This is a genomic window from Streptomyces sp. NPDC056224 (genome assembly GCF_042267665.1).
GTDB lineage: Bacteria > Actinomycetota > Actinomycetes > Streptomycetales > Streptomycetaceae > Streptomyces.
In genome coordinates this window covers 1-14,319 of sequence record NZ_JBHJTK010000081.1, presented here as the reverse complement: position 1 = coordinate 14,319, position 14,319 = coordinate 1, and the positions used below count along the sequence as shown (strand labels likewise).

Annotated in this window: 14 protein-coding genes; 1 reads left to right on the top strand and 13 read right to left on the bottom strand. The window is 70.1% G+C overall.

Annotated features, from left to right (window positions below):
• The 13 genes from ACFCZ1_RS37765 to pyrR form a co-directional block, all read right to left on the bottom strand.
• A partial coding sequence (locus ACFCZ1_RS37765; RefSeq protein WP_376682802.1) for an S-adenosylmethionine synthetase N-terminal domain-containing protein occupies window positions 1-260 on the bottom strand: 260 nt, incomplete at its 3' end.
• Window positions 261-455: 195 nt separating this feature from the next.
• Window positions 456-1,670, bottom strand: coding sequence for a bifunctional phosphopantothenoylcysteine decarboxylase/phosphopantothenate--cysteine ligase CoaBC (gene coaBC / locus ACFCZ1_RS37760; RefSeq protein ID WP_376682801.1), 1,215 nt, complete (start codon window positions 1,668-1,670; stop codon window positions 456-458).
• A gap of 118 nt (window positions 1,671-1,788) precedes the next feature.
• Window positions 1,789-2,061 (bottom strand): DNA-directed RNA polymerase subunit omega, encoded by a 273-nt coding sequence (gene rpoZ / locus ACFCZ1_RS37755; protein WP_004948662.1) that lies wholly within the window; start codon window positions 2,059-2,061, stop codon window positions 1,789-1,791.
• 64 nt (window positions 2,062-2,125) lie between these two features.
• Entirely contained in the window at window positions 2,126-2,689 is a 564-nt protein-coding gene (gene gmk, locus ACFCZ1_RS37750; protein WP_376682800.1) for a guanylate kinase, read from the bottom strand.
• A gap of 61 nt (window positions 2,690-2,750) precedes the next feature.
• Entirely contained in the window at window positions 2,751-3,074 is a 324-nt protein-coding gene (locus ACFCZ1_RS37745; protein ID WP_008740406.1) for an integration host factor, read from the bottom strand.
• Between the two features lie 337 nt (window positions 3,075-3,411).
• Window positions 3,412-4,254, bottom strand: coding sequence for an orotidine-5'-phosphate decarboxylase (pyrF, locus tag ACFCZ1_RS37740; protein ID WP_376682804.1), 843 nt, complete (start codon window positions 4,252-4,254; stop codon window positions 3,412-3,414).
• Window positions 4,255-4,256: 2 nt separating this feature from the next.
• Window positions 4,257-5,366, bottom strand: a complete 1,110-nt coding sequence (locus ACFCZ1_RS37735; protein ID WP_376682803.1) for a quinone-dependent dihydroorotate dehydrogenase — start codon at window positions 5,364-5,366, stop codon at window positions 4,257-4,259.
• Window positions 5,367-5,452: 86 nt separating this feature from the next.
• Window positions 5,453-8,770, bottom strand: coding sequence for a carbamoyl-phosphate synthase large subunit (gene carB, locus ACFCZ1_RS37730; RefSeq protein WP_376682799.1), 3,318 nt, complete (start codon window positions 8,768-8,770; stop codon window positions 5,453-5,455).
• Window positions 8,763-9,920, bottom strand: a complete 1,158-nt coding sequence (carA, locus tag ACFCZ1_RS37725) for a glutamine-hydrolyzing carbamoyl-phosphate synthase small subunit (protein ID WP_376682798.1) — start codon at window positions 9,918-9,920, stop codon at window positions 8,763-8,765. The genes carB and carA overlap by 8 nt, the downstream gene beginning before the upstream one ends.
• The gene (locus ACFCZ1_RS37720; protein WP_376682797.1) at window positions 9,917-10,498 is read right to left on the bottom strand and encodes a hypothetical protein; all 582 of its coding nucleotides are present in this window, start codon (window positions 10,496-10,498) and stop codon (window positions 9,917-9,919) included. The genes carA and ACFCZ1_RS37720 overlap by 4 nt, the downstream gene beginning before the upstream one ends.
• Window positions 10,495-11,781: a dihydroorotase gene (locus ACFCZ1_RS37715; RefSeq protein ID WP_376682796.1), complete on the bottom strand. Its 1,287-nt coding sequence runs from the start codon at window positions 11,779-11,781 to the stop codon at window positions 10,495-10,497. The genes ACFCZ1_RS37720 and ACFCZ1_RS37715 overlap by 4 nt, the downstream gene beginning before the upstream one ends.
• Before the next feature lie 2 nt (window positions 11,782-11,783).
• Window positions 11,784-12,770, bottom strand: coding sequence for an aspartate carbamoyltransferase catalytic subunit (locus tag ACFCZ1_RS37710; protein ID WP_243631571.1), 987 nt, complete (start codon window positions 12,768-12,770; stop codon window positions 11,784-11,786).
• Between the two features lie 122 nt (window positions 12,771-12,892).
• Window positions 12,893-13,468, bottom strand: a complete 576-nt coding sequence (gene pyrR / locus ACFCZ1_RS37705) for a bifunctional pyr operon transcriptional regulator/uracil phosphoribosyltransferase PyrR (protein ID WP_376682795.1) — start codon at window positions 13,466-13,468, stop codon at window positions 12,893-12,895.
• A 289-nt stretch (window positions 13,469-13,757) separates the two neighbouring features.
• Between pyrR and bldD the strand changes: the two genes are divergently transcribed.
• Window positions 13,758-14,258, top strand: coding sequence for a transcriptional regulator BldD (gene bldD, locus ACFCZ1_RS37700; protein ID WP_007263032.1), 501 nt, complete (start codon window positions 13,758-13,760; stop codon window positions 14,256-14,258).
• The last annotated feature ends 61 nt before the right edge of the window (window positions 14,259-14,319 follow it).

Here is a 14,319-nt window from a genome sequence, read left to right as displayed (position 1 = left end):
CCGTCGAAGCCCTTCTTCGAGGAGTCGTAGCCGATCTCGAGGATCTTGTCGCGGACGAGCTGCGCGATCGGCGCGTACGCCTTCGTCGTCACCTCTCCCGCGATGTGCACGAGACCCGTGGTGATGAGGGTCTCCACGGCCACGCGCGAGGTCGGGTCCTCGGTGAGGAGCGCGTCGAGGATCGTGTCGCTGATCTGGTCAGCGATCTTGTCGGGGTGGCCCTCGGTCACAGACTCCGAGGTGAACAGACGACGGGACACAACGCTCCCTGGGGTTGCAGCGGCTGCTGGCTGATCATTTGGCGGAACCACACCGGGGGCTGCGCCCGATCACGTTCCGAATGCAGTTTATCGGTCGACACCGACGAACGGTCCACCCGTCTCGCCTTATGGGAGCCGTGTGACCTGCGGCACTCCATTCTGGCGTACGGATGTGACCAGGCAAAGGGATCCGCCTCAGGCGCGTGGCGCCGGAAGGCGGGCCGCCACCTGGTCCCAGACCAATTCCGCGAGCCCTTCCTTCGGACCACGGGGAACTTGGATCTCCGACCCGTCCGAGGCCAGGATCACAGCCTCGTTCTCCTCTGAACCGAAGGTCTTGGCCTCACCGACCTCATTGACGACGAGAAGATCACATCCCTTGCGCCGGAGCTTGGCGCGGCCGTTGGCGAGGACGTCGTCGGTCTCGGCGGCGAATCCCACGACGACCTGGCCCTCCCGGGCCCGGTCGGCCGAAACCTCGGCGAGGACGTCGGGATTGCGCACGAGGGCGACCGGCGCCGGCTCCTGCCCGTCCTTCTTCTTGATCTTCCCGCTCGCGTACTCGGCGGGCCGGAAGTCGGCCACGGCCGCGGCCATCACCACGACGTCGGCCTCCGCCGCCGCCTTGAGGACCGCCTCCCGCAGCTGTACGGCCGTCCCCACACGGATGACGTCCGCCCCGGCCGGGTCGGCCAGCGCGGTGTTGGCCGCCACCAGGGTGACCCGGGCGCCGCGCGCGACGGCGGTACGGGCGAGCGCGTAGCCCTGCTTGCCGGAGGAGCGGTTGCCGAGGAAGCGGACCGGGTCCAGCGGTTCCCGCGTGCCGCCCGCGCTGATCACCACGTGCCGTCCGGCGAGGTCCGGCCCGGCCACCCCGCGCGCCAGGACCCTGCGGCACACCTCGTAGATCTCCTCGGGGTCGGGCAGCCGGCCCTTGCCGGTGTCCTTGCCCGTGAGCCGGCCGACGGCGGGCTCGACGACGACCGCTCCGCGCCGCCGCAGCGTGGCCACGTTCTCCTGGGTGGCGGGGTGCTCCCACATCTCCGTGTGCATGGCGGGGGCGAAGACCACCGGACAGCGGGCGGTGAGCAGGGTGTTCGTGAGCAGGTCGTCGGCCAGGCCGTGCGCGGCCTTGGCCAGCAGGTCGGCGGTGGCCGGGGCGACCACGACGAGGTCGGCGGACTGGCCGATCCGTACGTGAGGCACCTCGTGGACGGTCTCCCACACCTCTGTGGAGGCGGGATTCCCGGACAGGGCGGCCCAGGTGGCCTCGCCGACGAAGTTCAGGGAGGCCGCCGTGGGCACCACCCGCACCTCGTGCCCGGACTCGGTCAGCAGGCGCAGCAGCTCGCACGCCTTGTAGGCGGCGATCCCGCCGCTGACCCCCAGCACGACCTTCGGCTTACCCACCGGACACTCCCCTTCAGGATCCATCTCACTGTGACACCCAGACACCTATGGGGCCTATGACACACCACAGGCCCGGCAGATGTTCTGCCGGGCCTGTGGTGAAAGGATTCTCGGTGCCTTACTGAGCCGGGGCCTCGATGGCCTCGGAGGTCAGCAGACCCGCGTTGATCTCGCGCAGCGCGATCGAAAGCGGCTTCTCGTGGACGTGGGTGTCCACCAGCGGGCCGACGTACTCGAGCAGGCCCTCACCGAGCTGCGAGTAGTACGCGTTGATCTGACGCGCCCGCTTGGCCGCGTAGATCACGAGGCTGTACTTCGAGTCAGTGGCCTCGAGCAGCTCGTCGATCGGCGGGTTGATGATGCCCTCGGGCGCAGTGATGGAAGAGGACACGCTCTACCTTCCGAAGAATGGGTGAAAGATCAAGCATTGACCGACATGAACCATCGATCAACGATCAGACAACTGCCACCAAGGCTAGCAGCTCACGAGCCACGTCCTCGACGGAGGTGTTGACAAGGGTGGTGTCGAACTCGGACTCGGCAGCCAGTTCGATCTTGGCGGTCGCGAGCCGGCGCTCGATGACCTCGGCCGATTCGGTGCCGCGGCCGGTGAGCCGGCGGACCAGCTCGTCCCAGCTCGGCGGAGCCAGGAAGACCAGCTGCGCTTCGGGCATCGACTCGCGGACGAGCCGGGCGCCCTGGAGGTCGATCTCCAGCAGGACCGGTTCGCCGTTCTCCAGGCGTTCCAGTACTGCGCCGCGCGGTGTGCCGTAGCGGTTGCCCGCGAACTCGGCCCACTCCAGCAGCTCGCCGTTGGCGATCAGCTTGTCGAACTCGTCGTCGTTGACGAAGAAGTAGTGGATTCCGTGTCGCTCACCGGGCCGCGGCTTGCGGGTGGTGGCCGACACCGAGAGCCACACTTCCGGGTGGACCTTGCGCATATGCGCGACGACCGTGCTCTTGCCGACCCCCGAAGGGCCGGAGAGCACGGTCAGCCGCGGACGAACCTCTGCTGCCATAGAGCGATTATCCAGGTTCCCGGGACTGCATGAGAACGCCGGAGGAACTCCGGGCGACGCGTCAGCCGGCGGGGGTGCCGAACTCACGCTCCAGAGAAGCGATCTGGTTGGAACCGAGACCTCGGACACGCCGGGACTCGGAGATGCCGAGGCGCTCCATGATCTGCTTGGCGCGCACCTTGCCCACGCCAGGCAGGGACTCCAGCAGGGCGGAGACCTTCATCTTGCCGATGACGTCGTTCTCCTGGCCTGTCTTGATGACCTCTTGGAGCGAGGCGCCGGAGTGCTTGAGTCGATTCTTCACCTCGGCCCGCTCCCGGCGAGCCGCGGCGGCCTTTTCGAGCGCGGCTGCGCGCTGTTCAGGGGTAAGGGGCGGAAGAGCCACGCCTACGTCACCTCGGATGTCGAACTGTCGGATACGGACCGTGGAGAACCCGCAGGCACCCCACCAGGCGAGCGCCCGAACAGCGATGGAACTCGTTCGCTGCGCGTTCACTCTGCTCGGAGACTAGCGGCCAAGGCCGCTCCAGTCAGCGAGAACGAACGAAAAGTCCTGGTCAGCCTCCACTGAACCGTACATCACGGACAAAATACCCCTGTTTTGTCCGGTGAAAGACGTTCGAATTTCGTCAGGCCGTGCGATGTCGCAGTCCGGCGCGGTCCGCGAGCGGACCGAAACCGTGTGCGGGAGGCCCGCACACGGACGGAACCGGGCGGCGGGATCAGGCGGAGACGGCCTCGCGGATCTCGTCCGCGAACCGCCGCGCCGAGGCGCGCAGGGCCGCCACGTCCGGACCGTGCTTCAGCACGCCCCGGGACACGTTCGGAACGACGTTGCGCACGGCCTTGCCGAACACGGTCGGCAGGTCCGCGGCCGTCGCGCCCTGCGCGCCGATGCCGGGGGCCAGCAGCGGGCCGTTGATGTCCAGGTCGAAGGAGGACAGATCGCCGAGCGTGGCGCCGACCACGGCTCCGAAGGAGCCCATCGGTGCCGCGCCCTCGTTCTCCGCCGCGAGGTGGGCCAGCATCGTCGCGCCGATCGTCCGGCCGTCCTCGCGCAGCGCCCGCTGGACCTCCGCGCCCTCCGGGTTCGAGGTCAGCGCGAGGACGAAGAGACCGGCGCCGGACTCGCGCGCCAGGTCGACCGCCGGGCGCAGGGATCCGTAGCCGAGGTACGGGGAGACGGTGAGCGCGTCCGAGAAGAGCGGCGAGGACGGCGACAGGAAGGTCTCCGCGTACGCCGCCATCGTCGAGCCGATGTCGCCCCGCTTCGCGTCCATCACCACGAGGGTGCCCGCCGCCCGCGCGTCGGCCACGCTCCGCTCCAGCACCGCGATGCCGCGCGAGCCGAACCGCTCGAAGAAGGCCGCCTGCGGCTTGAAGACCGCCACCTGGTCGGCCAGCGCCTCCACCACGGTGCGCGAGAACCGCTCCAGGCCCGCGACGTCGTCGTTCAGGCCCCAGGAGGCCAGAAGGGCCGCGTGGGGGTCGATGCCCACGCACAGCGGGCCGCGGGAGTCCATCGCGCCGCGGAGGCGGGTGCCGAAGGGGGTCACTGGGGTCACGGTCACTGCGCGGCCTTTCGGGTCTCGGCGCCCACCGCTTCGGCCAGCGTCGCGTACGGGCTGTCGGCCAGGCGCGCGGCCAGGCCCTTGTGGATGGCGCGGGCGTAGAACGGGCCCTCGTAGATGAAGGCGCTGTAGCCCTGGATCAGCGTGGCACCGGCCAGGATGCGCTGCCAGGCGTCCTCGGCGTTCTCGATGCCCCCGACGCCTACGAGGACCAGCCGGTCCCCCACACGGGCGTACAGGCGCCTGAGGACCTCCAGGGAGCGCTGCTTGACCGGCGCGCCCGACAGGCCGCCGGCCTCCTTCACCAGGGACGGGGCGGACTTCAGGCCGAGACCGTCACGTGCGATGGTCGTGTTGGTCGCGATGATGCCGTCCAGGCCCAGCTCCAGGGCGAGGTCCGCGACCGCGTCGACGTCCTCGTCGGCCAGGTCCGGGGCGATCTTGACGAGCAGCGGGACCCGGCGGTCGGTGACCACCCGGTCAGCGGCCTCCCGCACGGCCGACAGCAGCGGACGCAGTGACTCCGTCGCCTGGAGGTTGCGCAGGCCCGGCGTGTTCGGCGAGGAGACGTTGACGACGAGGTAGTCGGCGTGGCGGGCGAGGCGCTCGGTCGAGGCCACGTAGTCCCCCACGGCCTCCTCCTCCGGCACGACCTTGGTCTTGCCGATGTTGACGCCGACGACGGTCTTGAAGACCGGGTTGCGGGCCGCCAGGCGCGCGGCGACGGCGGCCGAGCCCTCGTTGTTGAAGCCCATGCGGTTGATCAGCGCGCGGTCCGGCACCAGCCGGAACAGCCGCTTCTTGGGGTTGCCGGGCTGCGCCCGGGCCGTGACCGTGCCGATCTCCACGTGGTCGAAGCCGAGCATCGACATGCCGTCGATGGCGACGGCGTTCTTGTCGAAGCCGGCCGCGAGGCCGAAGGGGCCGTGCATGCGCAGGCCGAGCGCCTCGGTGCGCAGGGAGGCGTGGCGCGGGGCGAGCCAGGCGGCGATGAAGGTGCGCAGCACCGGGGTGGCGGCGGCGAGGCGGATCCAGCGGAAGGCCGTGTAGTGGGCCTGCTCCGGGTCCATCCGCTTGAAGACCAGGTTGAAGAAGAGCTTGTACATCGGAAGGGGGTCCTGTCGTCCGGTCGCGGTCATGGGAAGGGGGACACCCGTTGTGAAACCGGTGTCCCCCTTCCTCTTACGGGCTGCTAGTCGCGGGCCGCGGTCAGGTGCTCCGCGTGCTCCTGGAGGGAGCGGACGCCCACGTCGCCGCGGTTGAGTGCGTCGATGCCCTGGACGGCCGCTGCGAGCGCCTGGACCGTGGTCAGGCACGGGACGCTGCGCGCCACGGCCGCCGTGCGGATCTCGTAGCCGTCGAGGCGGCCGCCGGTGCCGTACGGGGTGTTGACGATCAGGTCGACCTGGCCGTCGTGGATGAGCTGGACGATGGTCTTCTCGCCGTTCGGGCCCTCGCCCTCGCTGAGCTTGCGCACCGCGGTGGCGTTGATGCCGTTGCGGCGCAGCACCTCGGCGGTGCCGGAGGTGGCGAGGAGTTCGAAGCCGTGGGCGACCAGCTCGCGCGCCGGGAAAATCATCGATCGCTTGTCGCGGTTGGCGACGGAGATGAACGCGCGGCCCTTGGTGGGCAGCGGCCCGTAGGCGCCGGCCTGGGACTTGGCGTAGGCGGTGCCGAAGACGGCGTCGATGCCCATGACCTCGCCGGTGGAGCGCATCTCCGGGCCGAGGACGGTGTCCACGCCGCGGCCGTGGATGTCGCGGAAGCGCGACCACGGCATGACGGCCTCCTTGACGGAGATCGGCGCGTCGATCGGCAGGGTGCCGCCGTCGCCGGTCTTCGGCAGCAGGCCTTCGGCGCGGAGCTCGGCGATGGTGGTGCCGAGCGAGATCCGGGCGGCGGCCTTGGCGAGCGGGACGGCGGTCGCCTTCGAGGTGAAGGGGACGGTCCGGGAGGCGCGCGGGTTGGCCTCCAGGACGTAGAGGATGTCGCCCGCCATCGCGAACTGGATGTTGATCAGGCCGCGCACGCCGACGCCCTTGGCGATGGCCTCGGTGGAGGCGCGCAGGCGCTTGATGTCGTAGCCGCCGAGGGTGATCGGGGGCAGGGCGCAGGCCGAGTCGCCGGAGTGGATGCCGGCTTCCTCGATGTGCTCCATGACGCCGCCGAGGTAGAGCTCGGTGCCGTCGTAGAGGGCGTCGACGTCGATCTCGATCGCGTCGTCGAGGAACCGGTCGACCAGCACGGGGCGGGTCGGGGAGATCTCGGTGGACTCGGCGATGTAGGTCTCCAGCCGGGCCTCGTCGTAGACGATCTCCATGCCGCGGCCGCCGAGCACGTAGGACGGGCGGACCAGGACCGGGTAGCCGATCTCGTCGGCGATGGCCTTCGCACCCGTGAAGGTGGTGGCCGTGCCGTGCTTGGGGGCCGGCAGTCCGGCGTCGGCGAGGACCTGGCCGAAGGCGCCGCGGTCCTCGGCGGCGTGGATGGCCTCGGGCGAGGTGCCGACGACGGGTACGCCGTTGTCCTTGAGCGCCTGGGCGAGACCGAGGGGGGTCTGGCCGCCGAGCTGGACGATGACGCCCGCGATGGGGCCGGCCAGCGACTCGGCGTGGACGATCTCCAGCACGTCTTCGAGCGTCAGCGGCTCGAAGTACAGGCGGTCGGAGGTGTCGTAGTCGGTGGAGACGGTCTCCGGGTTGCAGTTGACCATCACGGTCTCGTAGCCGGCGTCGCTGAGGGCGAAGGAGGCGTGGACGCAGGAGTAGTCGAACTCGATGCCCTGGCCGATGCGGTTCGGGCCGGAGCCCAGGATGATGACCGCGGGCTTCTCGCGCGGGGCGACCTCGCTCTCCTCGTCGTACGAGGAGTAGAAGTACGGGGTCTTCGCGGCGAACTCGGCGGCGCAGGTGTCGACCGTCTTGTAGACCGGGCGGACGCCCAGGGCGTGCCGGACCTCGCGGACGACGTCCTCGCGCAGGCCGCGGATCTCGGCGATCTGGGCGTCGGAGAAGCCGTGGCGCTTGGCTTCCGCGAGCAGCTCGGGGTGGAGCTTGTCGGCGGCGGCCAGGTCGTCCGCGATCTCCTTGATGAGGAAGAGCTGGTCGACGAACCAGGGGTCGATCTTCGTGGACTCGAAGACCTCTTCCTGGGTGGCGCCGGCGCGGATGGCCTGCATGACGGTGTTGATGCGGCCGTCGGTCGGGCGGACCGCGGTGGCCAGCAGCTCGTCCTTCGACATGGACACGGTCGGGTCGCCGACGAAGGTGAACTGCGAGCCCTTCTTCTCCAGGGAGCGCAGGGCCTTCTGGAGGGCCTCGGTGAAGTTGCGGCCGATGGCCATGGCCTCGCCCACCGACTTCATGGTGGTGGTGAGGGTGGCGTCGGCGGCCGGGAACTTCTCGAAGGCGAAGCGGGGGGCCTTGACGACGACGTAGTCGAGGGTCGGCTCGAAGGAGGCCGGGGTCTTCTCGGTGATGTCGTTGGGGACCTCGTCGAGCGTGTACCCGATGGCCAGCTTGGCGGCGATCTTGGCGATCGGGAAGCCGGTGGCCTTCGACGCGAGCGCCGAGGAGCGCGAGACGCGCGGGTTCATCTCGATGACGATGACGCGGCCGTCGACCGGGTCGATCGCGAACTGGATGTTGCAGCCGCCGGTGTCGACGCCGACCTCGCGGATGATCGCGATGCCGATGTCGCGCAGCCGCTGGTACTCGCGGTCGGTCAGGGTCATCGCCGGGGCGACGGTGATCGAGTCACCGGTGTGGACGCCCATCGGGTCGAAGTTCTCGATGGAGCAGACGACGACGACGTTGTCCTTGGTGTCGCGCATCAGCTCCAGCTCGTACTCCTTCCAGCCGAGGATGGACTCCTCCAGGAGCACCTCGGTGGTCGGGGAGAGCGTCAGGCCCTGGCCGGCGATGCGGCGCAGCTCCTCCTCGTCGTGGGCGAAGCCGGAGCCGGCGCCGCCCATGGTGAAGGAGGGACGCACGACGACGGGGTAGCCGCCGAGGGTCTCGACGCCGGCGATGACGTCGTCCATCGAGTGGCAGATGACCGAGCGGGCGGACTCGCCGTAACCGATCTTGGCCTTGACGGCCTCGACGACGCCCTTGAAGAGGTCGCGGTCCTCGCCCTTGTTGATGGCCTCGACGTTGGCGCCGATGAGCTCGACACCGTACTTCTCCAGCACACCCTGCTCGTGCATGGAGATGGCGGTGTTCAGCGCGGTCTGGCCGCCGAGGGTCGGGAGCAGCGCGTCGGGGCGCTCCTTCGCGATGATCTTCTCGACGAACTCGGGGGTGATCGGCTCGACGTACGTGGCGTCGGCGATCTCCGGGTCGGTCATGATCGTCGCGGGGTTGGAGTTCACCAGGATGACCCGCAGGCCCTCGGCCTTGAGGACGCGGCAGGCCTGGGTGCCGGAGTAGTCGAACTCGGCGGCCTGTCCGATGACGATCGGGCCGGAGCCGATGACCAGGACGGACTGGATATCGGTGCGCTTAGGCACGCTCGGCCTCCATCTGGGCGGTGCTCATCAAAGACGTGAAGCGGTCGAAGAGGTACGCGGCGTCGTGCGGGCCGGCGGCCGCCTCGGGGTGGTACTGGACGGAGAAGGCCGGCTGGTCGAGCAGCTGGAGGCCTTCGACGACCTGGTCGTTCAGGCAGACGTGGGAGACCTCGGCGCGGCCGTAGGGGGTCTCGGAGACCTTGTCGAGGGGCGCGTCGACGGCGAAGCCGTGGTTGTGCGCGGTGACCTCGACCTTGCCGGTGGTGCGGTCCTGGACCGGCTGGTTGATGCCGCGGTGACCGTACTTCAGCTTGTAGGTGCCGAAGCCGAGGGCGCGGCCGAGGATCTGGTTGCCGAAGCAGATGCCGAAGAGCGGGGTCCTGCGCTCCAGGACGGCCTGCATGACGGCGACGGGGCCGTCGGCGGTGGCCGGGTCGCCCGGGCCGTTGGAGAAGAAGACGCCGTCCGGCTGCACCGCGTAGACGTCCTCGACGGTGGCGGTGGCGGGCAGGACGTGCACCTCGATGCCGCGCTCGGCCATCCGGTGCGGGGTCATGCCCTTGATGCCGAGGTCCACGGCGGCCACGGTGAACTTCTTCTCACCGATCGCGGGGACGACGTACGCCTCCTTGGTGGCGACCTCGGCGGACAGGTCGGCACCGGTCATCTCGGGCGCCTGGCGCACCTTGGCGAGGAGCATGCCGTCGTCGGCGAGCGCGTTGCCGGAGAAGATGCCGACGCGCATGGCGCCGCGCTCGCGCAGGTGGCGGGTCAGCGCGCGGGTGTCGATGCCGGAGATCCCGACGACGCCCTGCGCGACCAGCTCCTCGTCCAGCGAGCGCCGGGAGCGCCAGTTGGAGGGGACGCGGGCGGGGTCGCGCACGACGTAGCCGGCCACCCAGATGCGGGAGGACTCGGGGTCCTCGTCGTTGACGCCGGTGTTGCCCACGTGCGGGGCGGTCATCACGACGACCTGCCGGTGGTACGACGGGTCGGTGAGGGTCTCCTGGTAGCCGGTCATACCGGTGGAGAACACGGCCTCACCGAAGGTCTCCCCGTGGGCGCCGTAGGCGCGGCCGCGGAAGATCCGACCGTCCTCCAGGACGAGTACGGCGGGAGTTTTGTCTGCTCCCCTGGTGGAGGTCGTCATCGTTCGGCGCCTTCCGTCGTGATGGATGGGTTCATGAGGTTGAGGGCTTCGACCCAGGCGGCGTGTTCGGCCGCCCGGTCGGAGCGGAATCCGGAGTCGATCAGCTTGTCGCCGTGCGCCCATGTGACGACGAGCAGACCGCCCTCGGTGAGTACCTTGCCCGCGATTCCCTTGTCGAGGCGGGCGCCGCGCAGCTGCGCGGCCGGTACGAAGAAGTCGGTGGCACCCGGACGGACCACGTCGAGGCCCGCGTCGGTGAGCGTGAGCTCGACCCGGCTGCGGACGCCCAGACCGTGGGCGACGATCCGGTCGAGCCACTGCCCGGCGGTGGTGGACCCGTGGTACCGGCCGGTCAGGGCCAGCCGGTGTTCGGGGAGACCGTCGGGGGCGGCGGGGAGCTCCGGCAGGTCGTTCTGCAGGGCGCCGCGCCATTTCCAGCCCTGCCGCATCAGCCAGTACACGAACGCGATGAAGACGACCAGGCCGACGACCCACGCCATGCGGGCGCCGAAGCTGGTCACCTCCGCCGACTGCCGTTCGGCTGCCTCGGCGGCCAGTTGGATTACTGCAGGTGTCACGCCAGCGTCCCGTCCACGACCGTTGCCCGGCCCCGCAGGAAGGTGTGAGTGACGCGACCCGGCAGCTCACGGCCCTCATAAGGCGTGTTGCGGCTGCGGGAGGCGAAGTGTGCGGGGTCCACGACACCACGGTACGAGGTATCGACCAAGGTCAGGTTCGCGGGTTCACCTGCCGAGACGGGACGGCCGTGGTTGTCCAGGCCGCCGATGCGCGCGGGGGCGAAGGACATGCGCTCCGCGACGCCCGCCCAGTCGAGCAGCCCGGTCTCCACCATCGTCTGCTGGACGACGGAGAGCGCGGTCTCCAGGCCCACCATGCCCATGGCGGCGGCGGCCCACTCGCAGTCCTTGTCCTCGTGCGGGTGCGGGGCGTGGTCGGTGGCGACGATGTCGATCGTGCCGTCGGCGAGTGCCTCGCGCAGGGCCATGACGTCGCGCTCGGTGCGCAGCGGCGGGTTGACCTTGTAGACCGCGTTGTACGAGCGGACGAGCTCCTCGGTGAGGAGGAGGTGGTGCGGGGTGACCTCGGCGGTGACGTCGATGCCGCGGGCCTTGGCCCAGCGGACGATCTCGACGGAGCCGGCGGTGGACAGGTGGCAGATGTGCACGCGGGAGCCTACGTGCTCGGCGAGGAGGACGTCGCGGGCGATGATCGACTCCTCGGCGACGGCCGGCCAGCCGCCCAGGCCCAGCTCCGCGGAGACGACGCCCTCGTTCATCTGGGCGCCCTCGGTGAGGCGGGGCTCCTGGGCGTGCTGGGCGACGACGCCGCCGAAGGCCTTCACGTACTCCAGGGCGCGGCGCATGATGACGGCGTCGTCGACGCACTTGCCGTCGTCGGAGAAGACGGTGACGCGGGCTGCGGAGTCGTGCATGGCGCCCAGCTCGGAGAGCTGCTTGCCCTCCAGGCCGACGGTGACGGCGCCGATGGGCTGCACGTCGCAGTAGCCGGACTCCTTGCCCAGGCGCCAGACCTGCTCGACGACGCCGGCGGTGTCGGCGACCGGGAAGGTGTTCGCCATGGCGAAGACGGCGGTGTAGCCGCCGGAGGCCGCGGCGCGGGTGCCGGTGAGGACGGTCTCGGAGTCCTCGCGGCCGGGCTCGCGCAGGTGGGTGTGCAGGTCGACGAGGCCGGGGAGCAGGATTTGGCCCTCGGCCTCGATCACCTGGGCGTCGCCGGCTTCGAGACCGGTCCCGACCTCGGCGATGGTCTCGCCGTCGATCAGGACGTCCTGCGCCTCGCCGCCGAGTACCTTCGCGCCACGGATAAGGATCTTGCTCATGGTTACTTGCTCTCCTCGGTACGGGCGGCGGTGGTGGTGACGGCGGGCTCGGATCCGCCCAGCAGCAGGTACAGGACGGCCATCCGGGTGGACACGCCGTTGGCGACCTGCTCGACGGCCGTGCAGCGGTCGGAGTCGGCGACCTCGGCGGTGATCTCCATGCCGCGGTTCATCGGGCCGGGGTGCATCACGATGGCGTGCTCGGGCATCTTCGCCATGCGGTCGCCGTCGAGCCCGTACCGGCGGGAGTACTCGCGCTCGGTCGGGAAGAAGGCGGCGTTCATGCGTTCGCGCTGCACACGCAGCATCATGACCGCATCGGACTTCGGCAGCACCTCGTCCAGGTTGTAGGAGACCTCGCAGGGCCAGCTCTCGACGCCGATCGGGACCAGCGTGGGCGGGGCCACCACGGTGACCTCGGCGCCGAGGGTGTGGAGCAGCTGGACGTTGGAGCGGGCGACGCGGCTGTGCAGGACGTCGCCGACGATGGTGATCCGGCGGCCGTTCAGGTCCTTGCCGAGACCGGCGTCGCGGCCCACCAGGCGGCGGCGCATGGTGAAGGCGTCCAGCAGGGCCTGGGTGGGGTGCTCGTGGGTGCCGTCGCCGGCGTTGACCACGGCGGAGTCGATCCAGCCGGAGGTCGCGAGCCGGTAGGGGGCGCCGGAGGCGTGGTGGCGGATGACGACCGCGTCGGCGCCCATGGCCTCCAGGGTCAGCGCGGTGTCCTTCAGGGATTCGCCCTTGGAAACGGAGGAACCCTTGGCGGAGAAGTTGATGACGTCGGCGGAGAGCCGCTTGGCGGCCGCTTCGAAGGAGATCCGGGTGCGGGTCGAGTCCTCGAAGAAGAGGTTGACGACGGTGAGGCCGCGCAGGGTGGGCAGCTTCTTGATCGGCCGGTCCGCGACGCGGGCCATCTCCTCGGCGGTGTCGAGGATCAGGACGGCGTCGTCGCGCGTGAGATCGGCGGCCGAGATGAGGTGGCGCTTCATCTGGATGGCTCCGTAGGTCGGAAGGGCAGGCAGGCAGGCAGGAGTGCTGACTGGCGGGGGTGCGGGGCGGGGCAGGGCAGGCTGCGGCGCGGGCCCCCTGGGGGCCCGGTCAGTCGTACGGACTACTGCCCGGCTGCCTGGGCGGTCCGCTGGCCGAGCAGCACGGCGTCACGGCCGTCCTCCTCCTGGAGCTGGACCTTGACGGTCTCCCGCAGCGACGTGGGGAGGTTCTTGCCGACGTAGTCGGCGCGGATCGGCAGTTCGCGGTGGCCGCGGTCGACGAGGACGGCGAGCTGCACGGCGCGGGGGCGGCCGAGGTCGCCGAGCGCGTCGAGGGCGGCGCGGATGGTGCGGCCGGAGAAGAGCACGTCGTCGACGAGGACGACGAGACGGCCGTCGATGTCGTCGCCGGGGATCTCGGTGCGGCCGATCGCGCGGGCCGGCTTCATGCGCAGGTCGTCGCGGTACATGGTGATGTCGAGGGAGCCGACCGGGATCTTCGTGCCGGTGATCTCTTCGAGCTTGGCGGCCAGCCGGCGGGCGAGGTACACACCGCGGGTGGGGATGCCGAGGAGCACCACGTCGTCGGCGCCCTTGGCGCGTTCGACGATCTCGTGGGCGATGCGGGTGAGGACCCGCGCGATGTCCTGCGCCTCTAGCACGGGGCGCGTGGAATCGCCGATCTGCTGGGTGTCCATGAAAAGGACCTCCTTCTCCGCCTCACGGGACGGACGTTAAAGGACGTCTGATGTACGCCTCCCACGGTACCAGGGGGCGGGCGGTGACCCGTCACCGGGCTGGTGCGCGGGGGCTCCCGAGGGGCTCCTGGGGCGGCCCCGGAGGGGGCGGTGAAGACCATTCGGCTTGACGCATCCAAGTAACGCTGCGTAACCTCACAGTGAGTTACCAGCCGCGCGGCGGAGCCGCACGTGGTCCATGTCGTCACAGCGTCCATGTCGTCACAGCGTCACAGCGTCCGGGAGCGTTATGTCCAGCGAATACGCCAAACAGCTCGGGGCCAAGCTCCGCGCCATCCGCACCCAGCAGGGCCTTTCCCTCCATGGTGTCGAGGAGAAGTCCCAGGGCCGGTGGAAGGCCGTAGTGGTCGGTTCCTACGAGCGCGGGGACCGCGCCGTGACCGTCCAGCGCCTCGCCGAGCTGGCGGACTTCTACGGGGTTCCGGTGCAGGAGCTGCTGCCGGGGACGACTCCCGGCGGAGCTGCCGAGCCGCCGCCGAAGCTGCGCCTCGACCTGGAGCGCCTGGCGGGCGTCCCCGCCGAGAAGGCCGGCCCGCTCCAGCGCTACGCGGCGACGATCCAGAGCCAGCGCGGCGACTACAACGGCAAGGTGCTGTCGATCCGCCAGGACGACCTGCGCACCCTGGCCGTCATCTACGACCAGTCCCCTTCGGTCCTGACCGAGCAGCTGATCAGCTGGGGCGTGCTGGACGCGGATGCCCGTCGCGCCGTGGCGCACGAGGACATCTAGTCCCCGGTCCCAGGACCAGCAGAAACGTTACCGGTGGGTGCCGGGAGACCCGAGAGGGCTC

Bases quoted from the DNA above. Each gene is read 5' to 3' on its own strand.
- bldD (WP_007263032.1), top strand. From the start codon at position 13,758: ATGTCCAGCGAATACGCCAAACAGCTCGGGGCCAAGCTCCGCGCCATC.
- carA (WP_376682798.1), bottom strand. From the start codon at position 9,920: ATGACGACCTCCACCAGGGGAGCAGACAAAACTCCCGCCGTACTCGTC.
- gmk (WP_376682800.1), bottom strand. From the start codon at position 2,689: ATGGCAGCAGAGGTTCGTCCGCGGCTGACCGTGCTCTCCGGCCCTTCG.
- ACFCZ1_RS37735 (WP_376682803.1), bottom strand. From the start codon at position 5,366: ATGTACAAGCTCTTCTTCAACCTGGTCTTCAAGCGGATGGACCCGGAG.
- pyrR (WP_376682795.1), bottom strand. From the start codon at position 13,468: ATGGACACCCAGCAGATCGGCGATTCCACGCGCCCCGTGCTAGAGGCG.
- ACFCZ1_RS37710 (WP_243631571.1), bottom strand. From the start codon at position 12,770: ATGAAGCGCCACCTCATCTCGGCCGCCGATCTCACGCGCGACGACGCC.
- ACFCZ1_RS37715 (WP_376682796.1), bottom strand. From the start codon at position 11,781: ATGAGCAAGATCCTTATCCGTGGCGCGAAGGTACTCGGCGGCGAGGCG.